The following is a 23,768-nucleotide window of genomic DNA, read 5'->3' as shown; positions in this document are numbered from 1 at the left end:
GTCGCCCGTCGCCCGTCGCCCGTCGCCCGTCGTCCGTCGTCCGTCGTCCGTCACCCGTCACCCGTCACTCGGCCCCCGGTCGCCCGTCATCCGCGCCCGCCGGAGGCGCCCCTCACCCGATGGCGCGGCCGTACGCCCTGAGCGTGCGCAGTGCCTCGATGGTCACCATGGGCCGTGCCTCCAGCACCGTGCCCGGGGCCCACTGGCGCCATCTGACCGGCCAGCCGCCGTCCTCCCGCTGCTCGCTCGCGAGATGGTCCAGGGAGCGGGCCATCTCGTCGTCCGTGAACCACCCGCGCGCGAGTGAGTCCGGTGTGGGCGCGAAGTCGTGCGGGAAGTGGTGCTCGCCGGGGGCGTAGCCCGGCGCGACCGGATAGGCGCCGAGGTCGTCCGGGTCCAGGGCGGCGAGCCGCTGCTCCCGTACCAGCCGGCCCAGACGGTCGGCCGCGGCATGGGCGCGCGCCTGGTCGGGCGCGGAGTCCAGGAAGGCCACGGCGGCCTCGATCTCGTACGGATGGGACTTCTCCAGCGACTCGATGCGCTGCCAGCAGAAGTCGGTGGCCCGGAAGAGCCAGGCGTGCCACACCTCGTTGCGGTGCAACAACCCGACCACGGGCCCGGTGGCGAGCAGGTCGCTCGGCGGGTCGTCCACGATCGGGAGGAAGGGCGCCGCCGGGTAGTCCCGCTGGCTGGGGTGGATGGCCGGCAGCGCGCCCTCCGCCGTGGACACCGAGGTCAGATAGCGGCACACGCGTTCGACGCGCTGTCCGGCGCAACGCCCGATGCGGTCCAGCACCCGCAGCGCGTGCGCGGTGTGCAGCGGCTGGCTCACCGGACCGCGCAGGTCCGGTTCCAGGCCGTGGCCGTATCCGCCGTCGGCGTTGCGGTAGGCGTCCAGCGCGGTCTCCACCGGGTCGGCGTCGCCCCGCAGGAAGTGGTACGCGAACAGACGCTGCTCCAGCACGCGCGCGGTGAGCCAGACGAAGTGCTCGGCGCGCGCGAGCGGGGAGCGCGCCGGGGGCGTGGAGAGGAGTGGGGATGCTCCGGATTCGGCCATGGATCAGACCGTAGGCCGGAAAGCGGTCTCGGCGAGCGGTCCTGGGCCGGAGCCCACTCTCAGGGGCGGGATACTGGTGCCATGCGGTTGACGGTCTTCTGGGAGCGGATGGCGGAGCACTTCGGTGCGGGCTACGCCGACACCTTCGCGCGCGACCACGTGATGTCCGAACTGGGCGAACGCACGGTGCACGAGGCGCTGGCCGCCGGCTGGGAGGCCAAGGACGTGTGGCGTGTGGTGTGCACGGTGATGAACGTCCCGCAGGAAAGGCGCTGAGCGCGACCGTGCGGACGACGGGACGCCGCCAGGTCACGACGGGACCACACCGGGTGACCACGGGACCCCGCCGGCTACGGAAAGCCGCGAAAACCCGGGGGCGGGCGCTTGTCGAGCGCAGGCCGGCGAAGGGTTGTCAGTGGCGTCGGCGAGACTTGGTCCGTGGCATCCACTGACGACACCGGGCAGTCCGCCCCACAGGCATCCACCGACGGCGCGACGCCGCCCACCCGGCCTCCGGCCGAGAGCGACGCCGGGCCGGCCGCCCGCATGCCCCGCTGGCTGCCGCGCGCCATGGTGCTCGCGCTCGCCCTCGTCGCGGCCTTCCAGTTCGGCAGCTGGGCGTTTCACCAGCTCACCGGGCTGCTGATCAACATCCTCATCGCGTTCTTCCTGGCCCTGGCCATCGAACCCGCGGTGAGCTGGATGTCCTCCCGCGGCCTGCGCCGCGGGTTCGCCACGTTCCTGGTCTTCCTGGGGCTGCTGATCGTCTCCGCCGGGTTCGTCACCCTGCTCGGCTCGATGCTGGCCGGCCAGATCATCAAGATGATCGAGCACTTCCCCGACTACCTCGACTCGCTCATCCACTGGATCAACAGCACCTTCCACACCGACCTCAAGCGGCTGGACATCCAGCAGGGGCTGCTCCGCTCCGACTGGCTGAAGAAGTACGTGCAGAACAGCGCGGCCGGTGTCCTGGACGTGTCCACCCAGGTCCTCGGCGGCCTTTTCCAGCTGCTGACGATCAGCCTGTTCTCCTTCTACTTCGCCGCCGACGGACCCCGGCTGCGGCGCGGCATATGCTCGGTGCTGCCGCCCGCCCGGCAGGCCGAGGTGCTGCGCGCGTGGGAGATCGCCGTCGACAAGACCGGCGGTTACCTGTACTCGCGCGGGCTGATGGCGCTGATCTCGGCCGTCGCCCACTACGTCATGCTGCAGGCCCTCGGCATCCCGTACGCGCCCGTGCTGGGCATGTGGGTCGGTGTGGTGTCGCAGTTCATCCCCACCATCGGCACGTATCTCGCCGGTGCGCTGCCGATGCTGATCGCCTTCACCGTCAACCCGCTGTACGTGGTGTGGGTTCTGGTCTTCGTCGTGGTCTACCAGCAGTTCGAGAACTACATGCTGCAGCCGAAGCTGACCTCGAAGACGGTGGACATCCATCCCGCGGTCGCCTTCGGCTCGGTCATCGCCGGCACCGCTCTGCTCGGCGCGGTCGGTGCGCTCATCGCCATCCCCGCGGTCGCCACGCTCCAGGCGTTCCTGGGTGCCTATGTGAAGCGGTACGCCGTCACGGACGACCCGCGCGTGCACGGCCACCGCGGCCGCGGCGCGGGCGCCCTCACCCGGGCCCGGGGCCTGTGGGGACGGTCCCGCACACGCGACGAGGACGAGGCCGGTACCTGAGAGCCGGGGCGGGAGGGCCGACTGGTGTGAGGGGCCGGGACGTGAGTGCGAGTGCGTGAGGGCCGGTACGTAAGGGACTGGTCCGTGGGGGGCCAGTCATGAGGTGCTAGTACGTGACGAGCGCCCACACGCCCGCTCCGGCCACCGCGGCGGCGTAACCCCATACCGCCACTGCCACGATCCGCCTGCGCACCCCCGCGTCCCACGAGGTGCGCGCCAGCAGCCAGGCCAGCGCGGGCAGTGCCAGGACGGCGTGCAGGCTCACCCCGTGCAGCGGCTTGAGCGGAGCCGTCGAGTGATACGCCGCCTCCTGATGGCCGGTCCGCGTGAGTACGACACCGCGCGCGATCATCGCCGCGCCCGAGGCGAGTCCCACCAGCAGGATCGCGAAACCGGAGCGCACGGCGAGCGCCATGCCCGCGGGACCGGACGGCCGTCGCCGGAACGACGTCACCGCGAAGACGGTCAGCAGCACGACCAGCACACCGCCGCCCACCGCGAGCGTCATCGAGACCGCCGTGTCGAAGGGCGTCTCCATGTCCAAGTGGGAGGGGACCCGCCGCCACGCCTGCAGCGTGATGCCGCCGACCTCCACCACGCAGTCCACGGCGAACACGGTGAGCAGCGCTGAGCGCAGCCGCGCGCCCACGCTGACGTACGAGGTGACCCATGCGACCGCGAGCAGCGTCACGCCGAACGACAGCCCGAAGGTCACCGGCTTCCGCCAGGAGACCGGTCCGTACCAGGGACCGCCGTCGACGGCGAAGACCAGCAGATGCGCCAGCCCCGAGACGATCAGAACGGCCCCGGTGACCAGGCAGAGCCGGTCGACGCCCCGCAGCGGGCCGGGAGAGCGAGGCCCGGCCGGGGCTGTGCCGAGGTGGAGGGTGTGGTGGGTGTCCCGTGCCTGGGCCGGGAGCGTGCCGTGACGGGTGTCCTGTCCCCGCGCCGACCTGTTGTCCATGCGAGCGAGTTTCCCGGCTGCCGCGGGGGCCGTCGTCGTCCCGCGGAAGACACCCCGCGTACACCGCGGGGAGCAGCGGCCGGGTGAGGTCCCGGTCGGCGTTCAGGCGCGGGCGTACGCTCGGAGGTGCCGCGTGGCGCGCTTGACACCAAAATCGAACATCCATTCATATGGAGGCTCCGGCGAGGCTCAACGGAGGGGATTTCGCCCCATTTTGTAGGGGTGTGTCCCGGGGTTATCCACAGGCCGAACCGGCGTCGGGGCGCGTTGTCAGTGGCAGGCGTTAGCGTCTTTGACGTGAAGCGATCGACTCAAGCAAACCGGGTGGAACCCATGGCAGGTACCGACCGCGAGAAGGCGCTCGACGCCGCGCTCGCACAGATTGAACGGCAATTCGGCAAGGGCGCGGTGATGCGCCTGGGCGAGCGGCCGAACGAGCCCATCGAGGTCATCCCCACCGGGTCGACCGCGCTCGACGTCGCCCTCGGTGTCGGCGGCCTGCCGCGCGGCCGTGTGGTGGAGGTCTACGGCCCGGAGTCCTCCGGTAAGACGACCCTGACCCTGCACGCGGTGGCCAACGCGCAGAAGGCCGGCGGCCAGGTCGCCTTCGTCGACGCGGAGCACGCCCTCGACCCCGAGTACGCGAAGAAGCTCGGCGTCGACATCGACAACCTGATCCTCTCCCAGCCGGACAACGGCGAGCAGGCGCTGGAGATCGTGGACATGCTGGTCCGCTCCGGTGCGCTCGACCTCATCGTCATCGACTCCGTCGCCGCGCTCGTGCCGCGCGCGGAGATCGAGGGCGAGATGGGCGACAGCCACGTCGGTCTGCAGGCCCGACTGATGAGCCAGGCGCTGCGGAAGATCACCAGCGCGCTCAACCAGTCCAAGACCACGGCGATCTTCATCAACCAGCTCCGCGAGAAGATCGGCGTGATGTTCGGCTCCCCGGAGACCACGACCGGTGGCCGCGCGCTGAAGTTCTACGCCTCGGTGCGTATCGACATCCGCCGCATCGAGACCTTGAAGGACGGCACGGAGGCGGTCGGTAACCGCACCCGCTGCAAGGTCGTCAAGAACAAGGTGGCCCCGCCCTTCAAGCAGGCCGAGTTCGACATCCTCTACGGCCAGGGCATCAGCCGCGAGGGCGGCCTGATCGACATGGGCGTGGAGCACGGCTTCGTGCGCAAGGCCGGCGCCTGGTACACGTACGAGGGCGACCAGCTCGGCCAGGGCAAGGAGAACGCGCGCAACTTCCTGAAGGACAACCCCGACCTGGCCAACGAGATCGAGAAGAAGATCAAGGAGAAGCTGGGCGTCGGTGTGCGTGCCGAGGAGCCCGCCGCCGAGCCGGGTGCCGACGCCGCGGTCTCCGCCGGTGGCGACGACGCGGCCAAGGCGGCGCCCGCCCTGGCAGCGGCCAAGGCCACCAAGACCAAGGCCGCCGCAGCCAAGAGCTGACCGTGACACGACGAACCGACTGGGCCGAGTACGCCCACCTCGACGCCTCCGCTGAGCGGGCCGAGAGGCAGGGCGTGACCCCGGCCCGGACCACGGACGGCACCGAGTACGACGACGCCACCGGGTACGACAGCGGGGAACCGCGTCGCGCGGGCGGTGCACGGGACGGCGCGCGTTCCGGGGGGACGCGCGGCGGCCGTGGGCGTCGGCGGCGCGGCTTCGGTGAACAGCCCGGGGAGCCGTCCGCCGAGGACGGGGGCGCCTCTTCCTTGTCGAGGGCCGAGGAGGGGGAGCCCCCCGGGGACCCGGTCGAGCGGGCACGGGCGATCTGCCTGCGCCTGCTCACCGGGACCCCGCGCACTCGCAAGCAGCTCGCGGACGCCCTGCGCAAGCGGGAGATCCCGGACGAGGCCGCCGAGGAGGTGCTGTCACGGTTCGAGGAGGTCGGGCTGATCAACGACAGCGCTTTCGCGGACGCCTGGGTGGAGTCCCGGCATCACGGCCGGGGCCTGGCCCGGCGGGCTCTCGCCCGGGAGCTGCGCACCAAAGGCGTCGACTCGGTCCTGATCGACGAGGCCGTGGCGCAGCTGGACAGCGAGCAGGAGGAGGCGACCGCGCGTGACCTCGTCGCCCGCAAGCTGCGTGCCACCCGCGGCCTCGACCGCGACAAGCGGCTGCGTCGCCTGGCCGGCATGCTCGCCCGCAAGGGCTACCCGGAGGGCATGGCCCTGCGCGTGGTGCGACAGGCGCTCGAGGAGGAGGGCGAGGAGACGGACTTCCTCGACGAGGGAGGACTCTGACGCCGTCCCCGTGCCTGACGTCCTCAGGGTCGGCTCTGAGCTGTCAGGCGTTGACCTCTGAAGGGGACGCGCGTCGGGCTGCGTCGGGCCCGACAGTCCCGACAGGTATCTCCGCGGCCGGCGTGTGCCGACCGCCGACGGCCGGCGTGTGCCGGCCGGCGTGTGACGACCTCCGGCGGCGTCACGGTGCCGGACGCCGTACGGGCCCGGCACCGTCATACCGCTCCTACCGTTCCTGTGTCGTCACCGGCAGCCCCGCTGCACGCCAGGCCTGGAAGCCGCCGACGAGATCGGTTGCCCGGCGCAGGCCCAGCTGGTGCAGGGAAGCGGCCGCCAAGCTGGAGGCGTAGCCCTCGTTGCAGATGACCACGATGCGCAGATCGTGACTCGTGGCCTCGGGGAGACGGTGGCTGCCCTGGGGGTCGAGACGCCACTCCAGTTCGTTGCGCTCGACGACCACCGCGCCCGGGATGAGGCCGTCCCGTTCGCGCAGAGCCGCGTACCGGATGTCGACCAGCAGGGCCTCGCCGGTGCCCGCGGCCTCGTACGCCTCGCGGGGCTCCACGCGCGCGTATCCGGCCCGCACCCGCTCCAGCAGCGCGTCGATGCTCACCGCGGCGCTCACTGCCAGTCCTCCGGGCGCTCGACCTGCTCCAGGCGCAGCACCTGGCCGGTCCGGCTGTAGCGGCGCATGAGGGGCAGCGGCGGGTAGTAGGCGTGCACGGAGACGGCGTGCTCGGCCGTGGACCGGTTGAGCACCTCGTGGACGTGGTGCCGGCCGAAGGAGCGGCCGCGGCCGGCGGGCAGCTGTCGGGTCCGGTCCACCCCGTCGGTCAGCTCCAGGGTCTTCCAGCCGTCGGCGGGCAGTCGCGCCGCCAGCGCGTTCTCCCGCAGCTCACCACGCGCGGTGACGAAGGCACCGATGGATTCGGCGTGGTCGTGCCACCCCGTACCGGTACCGGGCGGCCAGCCGATCAGCCAGGCCTCGCTGCCACCGGGCCCCTCGAGACGCACCCAGGTGCGGCCCTCCGGGTCGAGGGGGAGCGAGTCGATCAGCGCGGTGTCGGCGGCCGTACGCCGGACGAATTCCAGAAGATCCGCCTGCGTGGGCACGGAAGCGGCGGCTGAGACGTTGTTCAGGGCAGAGGGGGGCGAAGGGAAGACAGACACGGGCACCGTCCTGTTGAGCGTTCGCGTCGGCAGCGCGCGACGGCACGACGGGCACGGCGCGCGGCAGAGAAAAGGGGGATGCGAATTCAGCAGGACGGACGACACACGCAGCCCGCGTACCGGAGCAGGTCCATATGGACCCTCCGCCACAGGCGCACATCGGTGTCGGTCACGCTCCGGAGTACACCACGACAGTCCGGGACGGTCAACTGACCGTCACTATGCGGACGCACAGTGACGGCGAGCGGTCTCACTTCGCGGCGGTGCCGGCCGTCGCCTCGGTGCGGGCCGGTCCGCCCAGGGTCGCTTCGGCGGCGGCGTAGAGGTCGGCGGGGCGTACTCCGCTCAGCGCGGTCACGAGATGGCCGTCGGGGCGCACCAGCAGCACCGTGTGGGCGGCGGCTCCGGGGTACTCCTCGGCGACCAGCAGCTCCGCCGGATGCGGCAGCGCGGTCACCGCGGCGGCCAGCCGCGGCATGATCCCGGCCGTGACCCAGTGCTTGCGCTCCCACACGCCGGTGCCGGGCGCGATCAGGACGACGAGCAGCGCCCCGCGGCCGAGCCGGTCGCGCAGCGGGACGAAGGAGCCGTCCTCGGCCGTGACCAGCACGTCGGCGACCTGTGTGCCGGGCGCGGTGGCGACGGGGACCTCCGCCTCCAGATGCCGGGGTGCGAGCGGGGAGTCGGCGTAGTCGGCCGCCTCGCCGAGCGGACCGCGGCCGAGGTGGCCCTCGGTGAGCATGGCGTCGTGCCCGCGGGTCGAGCCGGGGACGTACGACCGAAGTCCGCCCCCGCCCCGCAGCAGCGGCAGGACCTGGTCGGCGGCGCGCAGCCGGGCGGCGACGGCGGCGCGGCGTTCGCTCTGGTAGCTGTCCAGGAGCGCCTCGCGCGGTCCGTGGTGCCAGGCCAGCGCCAGCTTCCAGGCGAGGTTGTCGGCGTCCCGCAGGCCTTCGTCCAGGCCCTGGGTGCCGAGGGCGCCCAGCAGGTGGGCGGAGTCACCGGCGAGGAAGACCCGCCCGGAGCGCCAGCGGCGGGCGAGGCGGTGATGGACGGTGTGCACACCGGTGTCCAGCAGGTCGTACGGCGGTGTGGTGCCGTTGTGCCAGCCGGTCAGGGTCTCCCGGATGCGGGCGATGAGCATCTCCGGCGTGACCAGGTCCTTGCCGGGCGGCAGCAGCCAGTCCAGCCGCCATACGCCGTCCGGCAGCGGGCGGGCGGTGATCTCTCCGGCGGTCGGGCCGGAGGTGCGCCACGGCGGAAGGCGGTGCAGTACGGCCTGGCCGGGCCAGGGGAGTTCGGTGCGCAGCGCGGCGACGGCGTATCGTTCCACCGCCGTACGGCCGGGGAAGCGGATGTCCGCGAGCTTGCGCACGGTCGAGCGGGGGCCATCGCAGCCGACGAGGAAACTGCCTCGCCACCAGGTGCCGTTCGGGCCACGGGTGTGCGCGGTGACGCCGGCGGGCTCCTGTTCGACGGTGTCCAGGCGGCTGTCCGTGGCGATCTCGACGAGGCGTTCACCGGCGAGGGCGTCGCGCAGGGCACCGGTCAGCAGATGCTGGGCGATGTGCACGGGTGCGGGTTCGGTGGCGTCGTCGAAGGCGATCTCGCGCATCACCTGCTTGCGCCGCATCGACCGCCATCCGGCCCAACGCAGACCGGCCTTGTCCAGCGGCACCCCGGTGAGCCGTTCCAGCAGGGCGGTGGTGTCCTCGCGCAGGACGACCGTGCGGGCGAGCCGCGGTTCGTCCTTGCCGGGGCCCTCGTCCAGTACGACCGACGGCACCTCCTGACGCGCCAGCGCCAGGGCGAGCGTGAGCCCCACGGGCCCCGCTCCGACGATGATCACCGGGTCCACGGCGCGGCGCCCCCTGCTCGCAGCGGTGTCCTCGGCGGCGTATGTGAACAACAGGTTGGAGCAGGGTGCACGATCACAGAACGTATGCAACCCATTGCCGCTGCTTGCGTCAAGTGACGGAGGCAGTGGCGATCATGCCACTGCCTCCGTGTGGGTCAAGCCGCTTGACGAGGGATCAGATGGCGCCGCCGGCCCCGGTCCCGTAGGAGCCGCCCGTCGCCGCCGGGTTCAGCTCCTCCATGTCGTCCGCGCCGAGGACCGCGCCCGTGCTGCGCTTGCTGCGCCGCAGGTAGCCCTCCAGCCAGCCGGCGAAGGAGGTCAGGATGAAGTTGACGACGATGTAGATGGCCGCCACGACGATGAAGCTGGGGATGACGTTGGCGAAGTTGGCCGCGAGGGTGCTGCGCGAGTTCAGCAGCTCGTTGTAGCCGATCATCACACCGCCCAGTGCGGTGTCCTTCACGATGACGACCAGCTGGCTGACGATCGCCGGCAGCATGGCCGTGACCGCCTGCGGCAGCAGGATGCTCGTCATGGTCTGGGTCTTGCGCAGACCGATGGCGTAGGCCGCCTCGCTCTGGCCCCTGGGCAGGGACAGAATGCCCGCACGGACGACCTCAGCGAGCACGGAGGCGTTGTAGAGCACCAGGCCGGTGACGACGGCGTAGAACGGCCGGTCCTCGCTGGTGACGTTCGTGTAGCGGGAGTAGAGCTCGTTCGCGAACAGCATCAGCAGCAGGACCGGGATGGACCGGAAGAACTCCACCACCGTGGCGGACGGCACTCGTACCCAGCGGTGGTCGGACATGCGCGCGATGCCGAAGAAGGCGCCCAGCGGGAGGGCGATGACCATGGCGAGCGCGGCCGCCTTGAGGGTGTTGCCGAGCCCCGGGATGAGATACGTCGTCCAGGTGTCGGACTGGATGAACGGCTTCCACATGGCGCTCGTGAGCTGGTTCTTGTCGTCCATCGTCTGCCAGACCCACCAGAGCAGCAGGGCGAGGAGGACGAAGAAGACGACCGAGAGCAGGACGTTGCGCCGTTTGGCACGGGGGCCGGGCGTGTCGTAGAGGACGGAACTCATCGCTTCACCGCCAGTCGCTTGCCGAGCCAGCCGAGGATGAGGCCCGTGGGCAGGGTCAGGACCACGAAACCGAGGGCGAAGATCGCGCCGATGGCGAGCGTCTGGGCCTCGTTCTCGATCATCGACTTCATCAAGGAAGCGGCCTCGGCCACACCGATGGCGGCGGCGACCGTGGTGTTCTTGGTCAGCGCGATCAGCACGTTGGCCAGCGGGCCGATGACCGCCCGGAAGGCCTGCGGGAGCACGACCAGCCGCAGCGTCTGGCTGAAGTTCAGGCCGATGGCGCGGGCCGCCTCGGCCTGACCGAGGGGCACCGTGTTGATACCGGAGCGGATCGCCTCGCAGACGAAGGCCGCGGTGTAGGCGACCAGGCCGAGGATGGCGAGCCGGAAGCCCTGGAGCTTGAAGTCGTCGGAGGCACCCAGGGTCACCCCGAAGATGTCGGCGAGACCGAGCGAGGAGAACACGATGATCACCGTCAGCGGGATGTTCCGGACGATGTTCACGTAGGCGGTGCCGAAGCCGCGCATCAGCGGGACCGGGCTGACCCGCATCGCGGCCAGCAGGGTGCCCCAGATCAGGGAGCCCACGGCGGAGAAGACGGTGAGTTTCACCGTCATCCAGAACGCCCCTAGGACGTCGTAGCCTTCAAGAAAGTCGAACACGATCTCCCGCGCTTCCGGGTGGATGACGTACGTGGAGGGCGGGGCGCGCCGCCGCCGGCAGGGCGACGGGCGGCGGCGCGCACCGGGGGGACCCCGAGCTGACTGCGGTGGGCCGCGTTACTGGACGATCTGACCGATCTTCGGAGCCGGCTCGTTCTTGTAGTCGGCCGGGCCGAAGTTCTTCTTCACGGCGGCCTCCCAGGCGCCGCTGCTCTCCATCTTCTCGATCGCCTTGTTGATCTTGTCGACCAGCTGGGTGTCGCCCTTCTTCACACCGACGCCGTAGTTCTCGTTGCTCAGCTTCAGACCGGCGAGCTTGAACTGGCCCTTGTACTTGTCCTGCGCGGCGAAGCCCGCGAGGATCGAGTCGTCGGTGGTCACCGCGTCCACGGCGCCGCTCTGCAGGCCGGCGATGCACTCGGAGTAGCCGCTGTACTCCTTCAGCTGGGCCTTCGGCGCGATCTTCTGCTGGACGTTCTGAGCGGAGGTCGAACCGGTCACGGAGCACAGCTTCTTGCCGTTGAGGTCCGTGCCCTTGCTGATGTCCGAGTCCTTCTTGATCAGCAGGTCCTGGTGGGCCAGCAGGTAGGGACCGGCGAAGTCGACCTTCTGCTGACGCTTCGGGGTGATGGAGTACGTGGCCACGATGAACTTCACGTCACCGCGGGAGAGCGCGTTCTCGCGGTCGGCGCTCTTGGTCTCCACGAACTGGATCTGGTCCGGCTTGTAGCCGAGCTGCCCCGCGATGTACGTGGCAACGTCCACGTCGAAGCCGGAGAAGTCGCCGTTCGGCTCCTTCAGGCCGAGACCCGGCTGGTCGTACTTGATGCCGATCTTGATCTTGCCGCCACCACCGGAGGACGAGGACGACGAGTTGTCCTTGTTGCCGCCGCCGCACGCCGTGGCGGACAGGGCGATGCTGAGGACGACGGCCGAGGCGGCGGTGACCTTGCGGAGCTTCATGGTGGACATCCTTTGCGTGAGGAAAGAAGCGGGGCGCTGGACGGCGCGACGGGCGCGCGGCCGGTTCAGTGGTGCAGGATCTTCGACAGGAAGTCCTTGGCCCGGTCGCTGCGCGGGTTGCTGAAGAACTGGTCGGGCGCAGCCTGTTCGACGATCCGGCCGTCCGCCATGAACACCACGCGGTTTGCAGCCGAACGTGCGAAACCCATCTCGTGGGTGACGACGACCATCGTCATGCCCTCGCGGGCGAGCTGCTGCATGACCTCCAGCACCTCGTTGATCATCTCCGGGTCGAGAGCCGAGGTCGGCTCGTCGAAGAGCATCACCTTCGGGTCCATGGCCAGGGCGCGCGCGATCGCGACGCGCTGCTGCTGACCGCCGGAGAGCTGAGCGGGGTACTTGTCGGCCTGGGTGCCCACGCCGACCCGGTCGAGCAGGGCGCGGGCCTTCTCCTCGGCTTGCTTCTTGTCGGCCTTGCGGACCTTGATCTGGCCCAGCATCACGTTCTCGAGCACGGTCTTGTGCGCGAAGAGGTTGAAGGACTGGAAGACCATGCCGACGTCGGCGCGCAGCCGGGCGAGGGACTTGCCCTCGGCGGGCAGCGGCTTGCCGTCGATGGTGATCGAGCCGGAGTCGATGGTCTCCAGCCGGTTGATGGTGCGGCACAGGGTGGACTTACCGGACCCGGAGGGTCCGATGACGACGACGACCTCACCGCGCGCAATCGTCAGATCGATGTCCTGGAGCACGTGCAACGCGCCGAAGTGCTTGTTGACGCTCTTCAGGACGACGAGGTCGCCGCTGGGGGCCACGTCTTGCTTGGCCACCGATACTTCGGTCATCGCTCTCAGGCTCCGTCCTCCTCGGTTTCGGAGGAATGTAGTAACCAGCCTCGACCAGCGTCATTACATCTGAGGGGAATCTGAGCATCACGATCCGATAGCAATCGGACACATGTCGTAGCACTTGTGACCTGGGGGCGACCTGGGCACGTATCGGCCGGATAACTAAAGCCCCGACCAACCGGAACCCTCTTGACGCCGTCCTCGTCCATCAGCGTGACTGCCTTGGTGCACGCGCGCGTGCACGCGTTGTTACTCAGACAAACCGTACGCCCGATGAATCGGAGGAGGCCGGGATGAGACTGCTGCTCGTCGAGGACGACAACCATGTCGCCGCCGCACTGTCCGCGGTCCTGGCCCGGCACGGTTTCGACGTCACGCACGCGCGCAACGGCGAGGAGGCGCTGCAGGCGCTCGTCCCCGAGGGGCCCGGCTTCGGTGTCGTCCTGCTCGACCTGGGCCTGCCCGACCAGGACGGCTACGAGGTCTGCAGCAAGATCCGCAAGCGCACCGCCACCCCGGTGATCATGGTCACCGCCCGCTCCGACGTGCGCTCGCGCATCCATGGCCTCAACCTCGGCGCCGACGACTACGTCGTGAAGCCGTACGACACCGGGGAACTCCTCGCCCGCATCCACGCCGTCAGCCGGCGGCGCCCCGCCACCGAGGAGAGCACCGACAACACCGGGACCGCCGTCCACCTCGGACCCGTCCGCATCGAGCTGCCCACCCGTCAGGTGACCGTCGACGGCAGCGTCGTCCAGCTGACCCGCAAGGAGTTCGACCTCCTCGCCCTGCTCGCACAGCGGCCCGGCGTGGTCTTCCGCCGCGAGCAGATCATCAGCGAGGTGTGGCGCACCAGCTGGGAGGGAACGGGCCGGACCCTGGAGGTGCACGTCGCCTCCCTGCGCGCCAAGCTGCGCATGCCGGCCCTGATCGAGACCGTACGCGGCGTCGGCTACCGCCTCGTCGCCCCGGCCGCCTAGCGGGGCCCGCTTGCGCACACGCCTGCTGCCGCTGCTCATCGTCCTGATGGCGGCTGTCCTGCTCGCCCTCGGCATCCCGCTGGCCGTCAGCGTGGCGGCCGCCCAGCAGCAGAAGGTGGTCGTCGACCGCATCGACGACACCGCACGCTTCGCGGCCCTCGCGCAGTACGTCGACACCGCCGCCACCGTCGACCGCAACCCCGGCGACGAACGGCTGGAGACCCTCAGCCACGAACTCGCCAGCTACTACGAGGTGTACGGCATCCGCGCCGGCGTCTTCTACCGCACCGACACGCCCATGGCGCACGCCCCCGCCGGGTTCTTCCTCCCCCGAACGGGTGAGGTGCGGGCCGCTTTCGAGGAGGCGCTGCTCAGCCGGCGCAGCCACGACCCGCAGCAGGTGTGGCCCTGGCAGCGCGGCCGGCTCGTCGTCGCCTCACCGGTGATCCGGGACGGGGACGTCGTCGCCGTCGTCGTCACCGACTCACCGACCGGCGAGATGCGCTCCCGGATCCTGCGCGGCTGGCTGATCATCGGCGCCGGCCTGGTCGCCGCGATGCTGCTCGCCGTCGGCGCCGCGCTCCGGCTGACCGGCTGGGTCCTGCGGCCCGTACGCGTGCTCGACGCCACCACCCACGACATCGCCACCGGGCGCCTGAAATCCCGGGTGGCGGCGGCCGGCGGCCCGCCGGAACTCCAACGGCTGGCCAAGTCGTTCAACGAGATGGCGGACCACGTCGAGGACGTGCTGGAGCAGCAGCGCGCCTTCGTCGCGGACGCCTCGCACCAGCTGCGCAACCCCCTCGCGGCGCTGCTGCTGCGCATCGAACTGCTGAAATTCGAACTCCCGGAGGGCAATACGGAGATCGCCTCGGTCCAGGCCGAGGGCAAGCGGCTGGCGCAGGTCCTGGACGACCTGCTCGACCTGGCGCTCGCCGAGCACGCCGAGGCGGACATGACGACCACCGACATCGGGGCGCTCGCCGCCGAACGCGTCGCGGCCTGGGCGCCCGCTGCCGAGGCCAAGGGCGTACGCCTGGCCGGCGAGTGCCCGCCCACGACCGGCTGGGCCGACCCCGTGACCCTGTCGTCGGCGCTGGACGCGGTGATCGACAACGCGGTGAAGTTCACGCCCGCGGGAGAGCGCGTCGAGGTGGCGGTCGCTGCGGCCGGCGACACCGTGACCGTCGTCGTCACCGACAACGGCCCCGGCCTCACCGACGAGGAACTGACCCGCGTCGGCGACCGCTTCTGGCGCAGCGGCCGGCACCAGAACATCAAGGGCTCCGGCCTCGGCCTGTCCATCACCCGCGCCCTGCTCGCCGCGGGCGGCGGCTCCCTCTCCTACGGCCACCACGAGCCGCACGGCCTGGTGGTGACGGTGACCGTGCCCCGGCACGCACCGCAACCGGTGTCCACGCAGGGCGGGGCGCCGGCCTGAGCGGGAGTCCTGCGGACGACCGCACGGCTTCACGGTCCACAGCTTCGCGGCTTCACGGCTTCACGGCTTTACGGATCCACGGCTTCACGGATCCACGGCTGCATCGAGCGGGCTTGCGGGTGGTGGTTCTACGGCTTCATCGAGCGGTAGTACCTCCGTGCGCCCTCGTGGAGTTGCAGCGGGTCCGTGTAGATCGCCGTGCGCAGGTCCACGAGCTGGGCGGAGTGCACGTGCGCGCCGATGCCGTCGCGGCTCTTGATGACCGTGCGGGTGACCCACTCGGCCAGCCGTGGATCGATGTCCGTGCGCGTGATCAACAGGTTGGACACCGCCATCGTGGGGACGGCCGCGCCGTTCTGCACGGTGGGGTAGGCCGACTCCGGCATGTTGGTGGCCCGGTAGTAGCGCGAGGCGTCGCCCTCGCGGTGCAGCCGCGCCACGAGATCCGGCCCGATCGGCACGAACCGGATCGGGAAGGAACCGGCGAGCTGCCGTACGCCGTCGGTGGGCACACCGCCCGACCAGAAGAACGCGTCGATCGCGCCCTCCCGCAGCCGCTTCGGCGCACTGCCGATGCCGTCGGCCTCGGGCGTGATGTCCTTGTCCGCGTCGATGCCCGCCACCCGCAGCACCCGGTCGGCGATCAGCCGCACACCTGACTCCGGCGGCCCTATCGCCACCCGCTTGCCCCGCAGATCGGCGACCGAGTGGATGCCCGAGTCGCGGGCGACGACGAGCTGGACGTAGTCGTCGTAGAGGCGGGCGACGCCGCGCAACCGGTCCGCGCCCTGGCCGCCGTTCACCGCGTAGGTCTCCACCGCGTCGGCCGCGGCGATGGTGAAGTCGGCCTGGCCGCGCGCCACGCGCGTGACGTTCTCCTGCGAGCCGTCACTGGTCAGCAGGCGCACCTTCAGCTGCGGCATGTCCTTGGCGAGCGCCGTGCGCAGCCGCTTGCCGTAGTCCTGGTAGACCCCGCTCGGGGTGCCCGTGCTGATCGTGATCGATCCGCTCGGCGGCTCCTCGCCGAGCGGCAGCAGCCACCACAGCAGCAGGCCGAGCGCCACGACGCCGGCGGCCGCGCCCGTCAGGACCCGGCGCCTGCCGATGCGGGGGAGGAGCTTGGACATGGGCGCGATCCTGCCAGGCGCCGCACCGTGCTGACCAGGGGCGGCCGCCGGAACTGCGGGCGGAGCCGGGTTGCCGGAACTGCGGACTTGGCGAGGCAGTCGGAACTGTGGGCGGACCGAGGCTGTCGGTGGCGCCCGTTACAGTCGGCCGTATGAGTTCCTCCCCCGCCGACCTGGTCCGTGAGTTCCACCTCGCCTTCGGGCTCGACGCGCGCAGCACGCCCACCGAGGTGTCGCCCGCGCTCGCCGCCCACCGTGGTGAGCTGCTGGCGGAGGAGGCCGCGGAGGTCGCCGAGGTGGCGGTCACCGGACCGCTCGACAAGCTCGCCCACGAGCTGGCCGACGTCGTCTACGTCGCGTACGGCACCGCGCTGGTGCACGGCATCGACCTCGACCAGGTGATCGCCGAGATCCACCGCTCCAACATGACCAAGCTCGGCCCCGACGGTCGGATCGCCCGCCGCGCCGACGGCAAGGTGCTCAAGGGGGAGAGCTACGAGGCACCGGACGTCGCGGGCATTCTGCGCCGGCAGGGCTGGCAGCCGGGGGATGAGAGCGCGGCCTGAGCCCGGCCTGAGCGCCGCCTGAGTCCCTGGCCACGTGACTGGGCGCGCGGATCTCAGTCCCGGGGAACCGCCGCCCGCTCCCGTGGTCCGGCGTCCGCCGCCGGCCCGGCTGCCACGTCGGCGTCCGCCGCCGGCCCGGCCGGCACGCCCGGCGGTGCCGCTTCTGCGGCGTGCCGGGCGGCAGGGCGCCGGGACCAGCGGGCCGCCAGCGGTTCCGTGTAGCGGGCGGTCAGCGGGCCGAGGACGACGAGGATCAGGACGTACGCCGTGGCCAGCGGGCCGAGCGATGGTTCGATGCCCGCCGTCACCGCGAGCCCGGCGATGACGATCGAGAACTCGCCGCGCGCCACCAGCGCACCGCCCGCGCGCCACCGCCCCTTGACCGAGATCCCGGCGCGGCGGGCGGCCCAGTAGCCGGTGGCGATTTTCGTCAGCGCGGTGACCGCGGCCAGTGCCAGTGCGGGCAGCAGCACCGGCGGGATGCTCGCCGGATCGGTGTGCAGGCCGAAGAAGACGAAGAACACCGCGGCGAACAGGTCCCGCAGCGGGCTCAGCAGAGCGTGCGCGCCCTCCGCCACCTCACCGGACAGCGCGATGCCGACCAGGAACGCGCCCACCGCGGCCGACACCTGCAGCTGCTGCGCCACACCGGCGACGAGGATCGTCACACCCAGCACGACCAGCAGCAGCTTCTCCGGGTCGTCGCTGGAGACGAAGCGTGAGATGAGACGTCCGTAGCGGACCGCGACGAACAGCACCACGCCCGCCACGCCCAGCGCGATCCCCAGCGTCACGCTGCCCGCCGCGAAGCCCGCGCCCGCCACCAGCGCGGTGACGATCGGCAGGTAGACCGCCATGGCCAGGTCCTCCAGGACCAGCACGCTGAGGATCACCGGTGTCTCCCGGTTGCCGACCCGCCCCAGGTCGCCGAGCACCTTGGCGATGACCCCGGAGGAGGAGATCCAGGTGACGCCGGCGAGTACCACGGCCGCCACCGGCCCCCAGCCCAGCAGCAGCGCGGCGGCCGCGCCCGGCAGCGCGTTCAGCGCGCAGTCGACCAGACCCGCCGGATAGTGCGTCCGCAGGTTGGAGACCAGGTCGCTCGCCGTGTACTCCAGGCCCAGCATGAGCAGCAGCAGGATGACGCCGATCTCGGCGCCGGTGGCGACGAACTCCTCGCTCGCCCCCAGCGGCAGCAGCCCGCCCTCGCCGAACGCGAGCCCGGCCAGCAGGTACAGGGGGATCGGGGAGAAGCTGAAACGGGCGGCCATCCGGCCGAGCAGGCCGAGGCAGAGGATGATCGAACCGAACTCGATGAGCAGAACCGCGGAGGAGTGCACCGGCGGCTCACTCCCGCCCGAGGATCGCGGCGGCGGCGTCCACGCCCTCGCGCGTGCCGATCACGATCAGCGTGTCACCGCCGGCGAGCCGGAAGTCCGGCGTGGGGGAGGGCACGGCGTCGGCGCGGCGCAGCACCGCCACGATCGACGCGCCGGTCTCCGTGCGCATCCGGGTCTCGCCGAGCAGCCGGCCGTTCCAGTGCGAGGTCGCCGCGATCTCGATCCGCTCGGCCACCAGGCCCAGGTCCGTGGTGTGCAGGAGGTTCGGGCTGTGGTGGGCGGGCATCAGCGCGTCGACGAGCGAGTCCGCCTCCGAGCCGGTCAGCCGGAGCGAGTGCGCGCAGGAGTCGGGGTCGTCGGCCCGGTACACGCTCAGGGTCCGGGTGCCGTCCCGGTGCGCCACCACCGACAGATGGCCCTGTTCCCGTGTCACAAGGTCGTACTTGACCCCGATCCCCGGCAGCGGTGTCGCCCTCAGGCGCGGCGCAGACACGTTTCTTCCCCTTCGTTCGCCGGTCGTGCGGGCACCGCCGGTGATCGTTTCCGGCCGGTACCGAGCGGCCATGCTGCCACCCTTCCGTACGGTGGCGACATGGGTGTCAGCACGGATGGACGCGGTAGGCGGGCGGCGGAGAAGCTGGTCACGGCAGGGCCGTGGGCAGCCGGTGGGGTGCTGCCGTCGGCGGACGTCACGGCCGCGCCACCGGCGGACACGGGGGACTTGCCGGCGGACGTCACGGCCGCGCCACCGGCGGACACGGGGGACTTGCCGGCGGACGTCACGGCGGGGGCGCCGACGGACGTCACGGCGGGGCCGTCGGCAGAAGACACGGCGGGTCCGTCCGCGGACGGAAGGTCAAGGCTCGGGGACGGAAGGACAGGAGGTGCCGGGCGCGTGTCGCTGTTCTGGCGGATCTTCTCCCTCAACGCCGTCGGCCTGGTGATCGCCACGGCGCTGCTGCTCGGCCCGGTCACCGTCTCGACCCCGGTGCTGCCGGGTGAGGCGCTGGTGGTGGTCGGCGGGCTGGCCGCGCTGCTGGTCGTCAACGCCGCCGTCCTGCGGGTGGGGCTCGCGCCGCTCACCCGGCTGGCCGGGGCCATGGCCACCGCCGACCTGCTGCGTCCGGGCGCACGGCCGGAGGTCGCCGGTCCGGCGCAGACGGCCGGGCTGATCACGACGTACAACGCGATGCTCGACCGGCTCGCGGACGAGCGTGCCGCCGGAGCGGCCCGTGCCCTGTCCGCGCAGGAGAGGGAACGCCACCGTGTTGCCCGCGAGCTGCACGACGAGGTCGGCCAGACCCTGACCGCCGTCCTGCTCCAGCTGCGGCGCGTCGCCGACCGGGTGCCGGCGGAGCTGCGCGAGGAGGTGGGCCAGGCGCAGGAGGCCACCCGCGCCGGGCTGGACGAGATCCGCCGCATCGCCCGCCGGCTGCGGCCCGCCGTGCTGGAGGAACTGGGGCTGCTCAGCGCGCTGCGCTCACTCACCGCCGAATTCACCGGGCACGGGCTGACCGTCCGCCACGACCTCGCCGCCGACCTGACACCCCTGCCCGGGGAGACGGAACTCGTGCTGTACCGGGTCGCGCAGGAGGCCCTCACCAACACCGCCCGGCACTCCGGCGCCGACCGCGCCGAACTGTGTCTGCGGGCCGGCGCGACGGGCGTGGAGCTGCTGGTGCGGGACAACGGCCGGGGCACGTCCGGAGCGGCCGAGGGCGCCGGCATCAGCGGCATGCGCGAGCGGGCCCTGCTGGTCGGCGCCGAGCTGAGCGTCGCGGCGGCGCCGGGCGGCGGGACCGACGTACGGCTGCTCATCCCTCACCACGCCGACGTACCGCCGGGCACATCCGGGGGAGGCCCCCTGTGAGCGGCCGCCCCGTCCGCGTGCTGCTCGCCGACGACCACACCCTCGTACGCCGCGGTGTGCGCCTCATCCTCGAGTCGGAGCCCGACCTGACCGTCGTCGCCGAGGCCGGCGACGGGGCCGAGGCGGTCGAGCTGGCACGCGCGCGTGAGGTGGATCTCGCCGTGCTGGACATCGCCATGCCCCGTATGACCGGCCTGCAGGCCGCCCGTGAACTGTCCGGGCGGCTGCCCGGTCTGCGCCTGCTGATCCTGACCATGTACGACAACGAGCAGTACTTCTACGAGGCGCTCAAGGCGGGCGCGAGCGGCTACGTGCTGAAGTCCGTCGCCGACCGCGACCTGGTGGAGGCGTGCCGGGCGGCCATGCGGGACGAGCCGTTCATCTACCCGGGCGCCGAGCGGGCGCTGGTCCGCTCCTACCTGGACCGGCTCCACCGCGGCGACGGCCTGCCCGAGCGAGCCGTCACCGAGCGCGAGGAGGAGATCCTCAAGCTGGTCGCCGAGGGACACACCTCGAAGGAGATCGGCGACCTGCTGTTCATCAGCGTCAAGACGGTCGAGCGGCACCGCGCCAACATCCTGCAGAAGCTCGGCCTGCGCGACCGCCTGGAACTGACCCGCTACGCGATCCGCGCCGGCCTCGTCGACCCCTGAGCCCGGGCCGCCCCACTGGCCTTGTGCCCGTGTGTCCACAGAGCTTCCCGTCCCCTTGTCCACAGAGCTTCCCGTCCCCTTGTCCACAGGGCCTCGCGAGCGTTGTCCACAGCCCGGACCGGGGTGGTCGCGGAACCGCCTACCCTGTAAGACATGAGCAGCAGCGACCGGAGCCCCGCAGTGGACGTCAAGACCTACGAAGTACGCACCTACGGGTGCCAGATGAACGTCCACGATTCCGAGCGGCTCGCCGGCCTGCTCGAAGACGCGGGTTACGTGCGCGCCCCCGAGGGCTCCGACGGCGACGCCGACGTCGTGGTCTTCAACACGTGCGCCGTCCGGGAGAACGCCGACAACCGGCTCTACGGCAACCTCGGCCGGCTCGCGCCGAGGAAGGCCCAGCGGCCGGGCATGCAGATCGCGGTCGGCGGCTGCCTCGCGCAGAAGGACCGCGACACCATCGTGAAGAAGGCGCCCTGGGTGGACGTCGTCTTCGGCACGCACAACATCGGCAAGCTGCCCGTCCTGCTGGAGCGCGCCCGCGTGCAGGAGGAGGCGCAGGTCGAGATCGCCGAGTCGCTGGAGGCGTTCCCCTCCACGCTGCCCACCCGCCGTGAGAGCGCCTACGCGGCCTGGGTGTCGATCTCCGTCGGCTGCAACAACACCTGCACCTTCTGTATCGTCCCCGCGCTGCGCGGCAAGGAGAAGGACCGCCGCCCCGGCGACATCCTCGCCGAGGTCGAGGCGCTGGTCGCCGAGGGCGTCTCCGAGATCACCCTGCTCGGCCAGAACGTCAACGCCTACGGTTCCGACATCGGCGACCGCGAGGCCTTCAGCAAGCTGCTGCGCGCCTGCGGCAAGATCGACGGCCTGGAGCGCGTCCGCTTCACCTCCCCGCACCCTCGTGACTTCACCGACGACGTCATCGCCGCCATGGCCGAGACGCCGAACGTGATGCCGCAGTTGCACATGCCGCTGCAGTCCGGTTCGGACACGGTCCTGAAGGCGATGCGCCGCTCCTACCGCCAGGAGCGCTACCTCGGGATCATCGAGAAGGTCCGCGCCGCCATCCCGGACGCCGCGATCACCACCGACATCATCGTGGGCTTCCCCGGCGAGACCGAGGAGGACTTCGAGCAGACGCTGCACGTGGTGCGCGAGGCCCGGTTCGCGCAGGCCTTCACCTTCCAGTACTCCAAGCGGCCCGGCACCCCGGCCGCGACCATGGAGGACCAGATCCCCAAGGAGGTCGTCCAGGCGCGCTACGAGCGGCTGGTCGCCCTCCAGGAGGAGATCTCCTGGGAGGAGAACAAGAAGCAGGTCGGCCGCACGCTGGAGCTGATGGTCGCCGAGGGCGAGGGCCGCAAGGACGACGCCACCCGCCGTCTGTCCGGCCGCGCTCCCGACAACCGCCTCGTCCACTTCACCAAGCCGGAGCAGGATGTGCGCCCCGGCGACGTCGTCACCGTCGAGGTGACCTACGCCGCGCCGCACCACCTTCTCGCCGAGGGCCCGGTGCTCGACGTGCGCCACACGCGCGCGGGCGACGCCTGGCAGAAGCGCCAGGAGGCCGACCAGGCCAAGCCGGCCGGTGTGATGCTGGGCCTGCCGAAGATCGGCGCGCCCGCGCCCCTTCCGGTGGCCACGGGCAGCGGCTGCGGCTGCGACTGATCTGCGGTGCGGGTGGCCGCGCCGCTACTGACCTGCGGTGCGGGCGGCTTGCGCTGCGCCCGGCTCGCGCTGCGGCGCCGAAGTGACCTACGGTGCGGGTGGCTTGCGCTGCCGCTGACCTGCGCTGCGACCGGCTTGCGCTTCCGTGCTGGCGTGCGGCTGTGAACGACCTGCATTGCGCCTGAGCTGCCGCTGTGACGGCCCGGCTCGCTCCGGCGCGGTGCGCGTGCCGCCGGACGCACGGTGCCCGATCCGCGGGTCGTGGTCACCGGCTGGGCGTGTCCGCCCTGCTGGTGACCGCGTACTCTGCTGATCATGCTTGTCGCCGCAGCCGTCTGCCCCTGTCCGCCGCTGCTCGTGCCCGAGCTCGCGGCAGGCGCCGCTCCCGAGCTGGACGCCGCCCGCGCCGCGTGCACCGACGCGCTGGGCGTCCTCGCGGCCGCCCGTCCCGACCGGCTGGTCGTGGTCGGAGCCGCCGAGGAGGCGGGAACCTACCCGCAGGGAGCCCAGGGCTCGTTCCGCGGGTTCGGCGTGGACGTCGACGTCACCCTCGGCGAGGGGCAGGACGCGGCCGCCGAGCCGGTACTGCCGGTCTCGCTCGCGGTGGCGGGCTGGCTGCTGGGGCGGACGGGATGGGCGGACGCCCCGATCGAGGGGCTGGCCGTGGCGCGGACGCTCGCGCCGGAGCGGTGCGCCGAGCTGGGCGCGGAACTCGCCGGGCGCGGCGAGCGGGTCGCGCTGCTGGTGATGGGCGACGCCAGCGCCTGCCGCACCGTGAAGGCGCCGGGCTATCTGGACGAACGCGCGGCACCCTTCGACGCGGAGGTGGCGCGGGCGCTGGCCGCGGCGGACGTGGCCGCGCTGCGGGCCCTGGACGCGCGGCTCGCGGAGGAGCTGCAGGCCGCCGGCCGGGCGCCGTGGCAGGTACTTGCGGGCGCGGCCGCCGACGCGGACCTGTCCGGGGCGCTGCTGTACGAGGACGCGCCGTACGGGGTGGGCTACCTGGTCGCCACCTGGTCGTAAGGCGTCACCGCCGGGCGCGCTGCCCAGGGTCGCTCCACCGGGGGCGTCAGTGGCGGACGCTTCACACCGAGGGGCGCTTTACGGAGGCCGCGTCACCCGCGACGCGAAGGCACATGACGGACGGGGGCGGAGCCGGGGGGTGTGGGGGGGGGCGGGGGTGGGGGAGGGGGGCGGGGGCCGGCGCCCCGCCGCCGCGCGCCGCGCGGGGCGGGGGGGGGGGGGGTGGTGGGGGGGGGGGGCGCGGGGGGGGGGGGCGGTTGGGGGGGGGGGGGGGGGGGGGCGCCCCCCCGGGGGGGGGGGGGGGGGGGGGGGGGGGGGGGGGGGTGTCCGTCCTCGGTCCGGCCGCCCGTCACTCGATACGGCGCCCTGTGCCGGTGCCGGCCGCTGCGGGCGGACACCCCCCACCCCGGCCCCTTGCCGCCGTCGGCGGCCGCGGCGACGCCGTGGCGTGCGGCCGCCGGTCCACGCCGGACCGTTCACCTTCCGCCACCGCCGGAGGCCAGGTCACGAAACCGTCCCCGGAATTCCGTGGCGGCGCCTGGCATTG

Annotated in this window: 24 protein-coding genes; 11 read left to right on the top strand and 13 right to left on the bottom strand. The window is 71.8% G+C overall.

From position 1 onward, the window contains the following. Positions 1 to 112 precede the first annotated feature (112 nt). Complete coding sequence (locus tag AB0E88_RS18825; RefSeq protein ID WP_361631615.1) at positions 113 to 1,057, bottom strand: hypothetical protein; 945 nt, start codon at positions 1,055 to 1,057, stop codon at positions 113 to 115. Between the two features lie 81 nt (positions 1,058 to 1,138). Between AB0E88_RS18825 and AB0E88_RS18820 the strand changes: the two genes are divergently transcribed. Further along, the gene (locus AB0E88_RS18820) at positions 1,139 to 1,333 is read left to right on the top strand and encodes a DUF3046 domain-containing protein (protein WP_361631613.1); all 195 of its coding nucleotides are present in this window, start codon (positions 1,139 to 1,141) and stop codon (positions 1,331 to 1,333) included. Between the two features lie 162 nt (positions 1,334 to 1,495). After that, a complete protein-coding gene (locus tag AB0E88_RS18815; RefSeq protein ID WP_361631611.1) occupies positions 1,496 to 2,740 on the top strand; it encodes an AI-2E family transporter in 1,245 nt (414 codons plus the stop codon). A gap of 106 nt (positions 2,741 to 2,846) precedes the next feature. Here the strand turns inward: AB0E88_RS18815 and AB0E88_RS18810 are convergent, their stop codons facing one another. Beyond that, complete coding sequence (locus AB0E88_RS18810; RefSeq protein ID WP_361631609.1) at positions 2,847 to 3,704, bottom strand: hypothetical protein; 858 nt, start codon at positions 3,702 to 3,704, stop codon at positions 2,847 to 2,849. Between the two features lie 333 nt (positions 3,705 to 4,037). On the opposite strand from AB0E88_RS18810, the gene recA reads away from it, so the two are divergent. Then, the gene (gene recA, locus AB0E88_RS18805) at positions 4,038 to 5,165 is read left to right on the top strand and encodes a recombinase RecA (protein WP_361631607.1); all 1,128 of its coding nucleotides are present in this window, start codon (positions 4,038 to 4,040) and stop codon (positions 5,163 to 5,165) included. Positions 5,166 to 5,167: 2 nt separating this feature from the next. Then, positions 5,168 to 5,965 (top strand): recombination regulator RecX, encoded by a 798-nt coding sequence (gene recX / locus AB0E88_RS18800; RefSeq protein WP_361631605.1) that lies wholly within the window; start codon positions 5,168 to 5,170, stop codon positions 5,963 to 5,965. Positions 5,966 to 6,191: 226 nt separating this feature from the next. On the opposite strand, the gene AB0E88_RS18795 is transcribed toward recX, so the two are convergent. From AB0E88_RS18795 to AB0E88_RS18760, 8 genes are all read right to left on the bottom strand, one after another. After that, positions 6,192 to 6,590 (bottom strand): rhodanese-like domain-containing protein, encoded by a 399-nt coding sequence (locus AB0E88_RS18795; protein WP_361631603.1) that lies wholly within the window; start codon positions 6,588 to 6,590, stop codon positions 6,192 to 6,194. Continuing rightward, positions 6,587 to 7,135 carry a cysteine dioxygenase gene (locus AB0E88_RS18790; RefSeq protein WP_361631601.1) on the bottom strand — a complete coding sequence of 183 codons (549 nt, stop codon included), beginning with the start codon at positions 7,133 to 7,135 and terminating at the stop codon, positions 6,587 to 6,589. The genes AB0E88_RS18795 and AB0E88_RS18790 overlap by 4 nt, the downstream gene beginning before the upstream one ends. An 86-nt stretch (positions 7,136 to 7,221) precedes the next feature. After that, a complete protein-coding gene (locus AB0E88_RS18785) occupies positions 7,222 to 7,293 on the bottom strand; it encodes a putative leader peptide (RefSeq protein ID WP_310851512.1) in 72 nt (23 codons plus the stop codon). Between the two features lie 92 nt (positions 7,294 to 7,385). Continuing rightward, a complete protein-coding gene (locus AB0E88_RS18780) occupies positions 7,386 to 8,990 on the bottom strand; it encodes an FAD-dependent monooxygenase (protein ID WP_361631654.1) in 1,605 nt (534 codons plus the stop codon). A 175-nt stretch (positions 8,991 to 9,165) separates the two neighbouring features. After that, complete coding sequence (locus AB0E88_RS18775; protein ID WP_361631599.1) at positions 9,166 to 10,074, bottom strand: amino acid ABC transporter permease; 909 nt, start codon at positions 10,072 to 10,074, stop codon at positions 9,166 to 9,168. Beyond that, entirely contained in the window at positions 10,071 to 10,739 is a 669-nt protein-coding gene (locus AB0E88_RS18770; RefSeq protein WP_361631597.1) for an amino acid ABC transporter permease, read from the bottom strand. Before AB0E88_RS18770 ends, AB0E88_RS18775 begins: the two co-directional genes overlap by 4 nt. Before the next feature lie 117 nt (positions 10,740 to 10,856). Next, complete coding sequence (locus tag AB0E88_RS18765) at positions 10,857 to 11,702, bottom strand: glutamate ABC transporter substrate-binding protein (protein WP_361631595.1); 846 nt, start codon at positions 11,700 to 11,702, stop codon at positions 10,857 to 10,859. Positions 11,703 to 11,767: 65 nt separating this feature from the next. After that, the gene (locus AB0E88_RS18760; protein ID WP_361631593.1) at positions 11,768 to 12,544 is read right to left on the bottom strand and encodes an amino acid ABC transporter ATP-binding protein; all 777 of its coding nucleotides are present in this window, start codon (positions 12,542 to 12,544) and stop codon (positions 11,768 to 11,770) included. A gap of 296 nt (positions 12,545 to 12,840) precedes the next feature. Here AB0E88_RS18760 and AB0E88_RS18755 point away from each other — a divergent pair, with 296 nt between their 5' ends. Both AB0E88_RS18755 and AB0E88_RS18750 read left to right on the top strand, forming a co-directional pair. Continuing rightward, positions 12,841 to 13,530 carry a response regulator transcription factor gene (locus AB0E88_RS18755; protein ID WP_361631591.1) on the top strand — a complete coding sequence of 230 codons (690 nt, stop codon included), beginning with the start codon at positions 12,841 to 12,843 and terminating at the stop codon, positions 13,528 to 13,530. A gap of 10 nt (positions 13,531 to 13,540) precedes the next feature. Further along, positions 13,541 to 14,971: an ATP-binding protein gene (locus tag AB0E88_RS18750; RefSeq protein WP_361631589.1), complete on the top strand. Its 1,431-nt coding sequence runs from the start codon at positions 13,541 to 13,543 to the stop codon at positions 14,969 to 14,971. 128 nt (positions 14,972 to 15,099) lie between these two features. Here the strand turns inward: AB0E88_RS18750 and AB0E88_RS18745 are convergent, their stop codons facing one another. After that, positions 15,100 to 16,098 (bottom strand): TAXI family TRAP transporter solute-binding subunit, encoded by a 999-nt coding sequence (locus AB0E88_RS18745; protein ID WP_361631587.1) that lies wholly within the window; start codon positions 16,096 to 16,098, stop codon positions 15,100 to 15,102. A 152-nt stretch (positions 16,099 to 16,250) separates the two neighbouring features. Here AB0E88_RS18745 and AB0E88_RS18740 point away from each other — a divergent pair, with 152 nt between their 5' ends. Then, on the top strand, positions 16,251 to 16,664 hold the full coding sequence (locus tag AB0E88_RS18740) for a MazG nucleotide pyrophosphohydrolase domain-containing protein (RefSeq protein WP_361631585.1): 414 nt from the start codon (positions 16,251 to 16,253) through the stop codon (positions 16,662 to 16,664). Positions 16,665 to 16,717: 53 nt separating this feature from the next. Here AB0E88_RS18740 and AB0E88_RS18735 read toward each other — a convergent pair whose 3' ends face one another. Together AB0E88_RS18735 and AB0E88_RS18730 are read right to left on the bottom strand one after the other, a co-directional pair. After that, positions 16,718 to 18,004: a cation:proton antiporter gene (locus AB0E88_RS18735; protein ID WP_361631583.1), complete on the bottom strand. Its 1,287-nt coding sequence runs from the start codon at positions 18,002 to 18,004 to the stop codon at positions 16,718 to 16,720. Positions 18,005 to 18,011: 7 nt separating this feature from the next. Further along, a complete protein-coding gene (locus AB0E88_RS18730; protein ID WP_361631581.1) occupies positions 18,012 to 18,497 on the bottom strand; it encodes a TrkA C-terminal domain-containing protein in 486 nt (161 codons plus the stop codon). 402 nt (positions 18,498 to 18,899) lie between these two features. Between AB0E88_RS18730 and AB0E88_RS18725 the strand changes: the two genes are divergently transcribed. The 4 genes from AB0E88_RS18725 to AB0E88_RS18710 all read left to right on the top strand — a co-directional run bounded on the left by AB0E88_RS18725 (position 18,900) and on the right by AB0E88_RS18710 (position 23,221). Further along, a complete protein-coding gene (locus AB0E88_RS18725) occupies positions 18,900 to 19,874 on the top strand; it encodes a sensor histidine kinase (protein WP_361631579.1) in 975 nt (324 codons plus the stop codon). After that, positions 19,871 to 20,527 carry a response regulator transcription factor gene (locus AB0E88_RS18720; RefSeq protein WP_361631576.1) on the top strand — a complete coding sequence of 219 codons (657 nt, stop codon included), beginning with the start codon at positions 19,871 to 19,873 and terminating at the stop codon, positions 20,525 to 20,527. The genes AB0E88_RS18725 and AB0E88_RS18720 overlap by 4 nt, the downstream gene beginning before the upstream one ends. Positions 20,528 to 20,680: 153 nt before the next feature. After that, positions 20,681 to 22,198: a tRNA (N6-isopentenyl adenosine(37)-C2)-methylthiotransferase MiaB gene (miaB, locus tag AB0E88_RS18715; RefSeq protein ID WP_361631574.1), complete on the top strand. Its 1,518-nt coding sequence runs from the start codon at positions 20,681 to 20,683 to the stop codon at positions 22,196 to 22,198. A 315-nt stretch (positions 22,199 to 22,513) separates the two neighbouring features. Continuing rightward, on the top strand, positions 22,514 to 23,221 hold the full coding sequence (locus tag AB0E88_RS18710) for a class III extradiol dioxygenase subunit B-like domain-containing protein (protein ID WP_361631572.1): 708 nt from the start codon (positions 22,514 to 22,516) through the stop codon (positions 23,219 to 23,221). Positions 23,222 to 23,768: the final 547 nt, after the last annotated feature.

The organism is Streptomyces sp. NPDC028635 (assembly GCF_040637635.1).
In the GTDB taxonomy this organism is placed as follows: Bacteria; Actinomycetota; Actinomycetes; order Streptomycetales; family Streptomycetaceae; genus Streptomyces.
The sequence above is the reverse complement of the archived record's forward strand: the minus strand, read 5'-3'. Positions and strand labels throughout refer to the sequence as shown.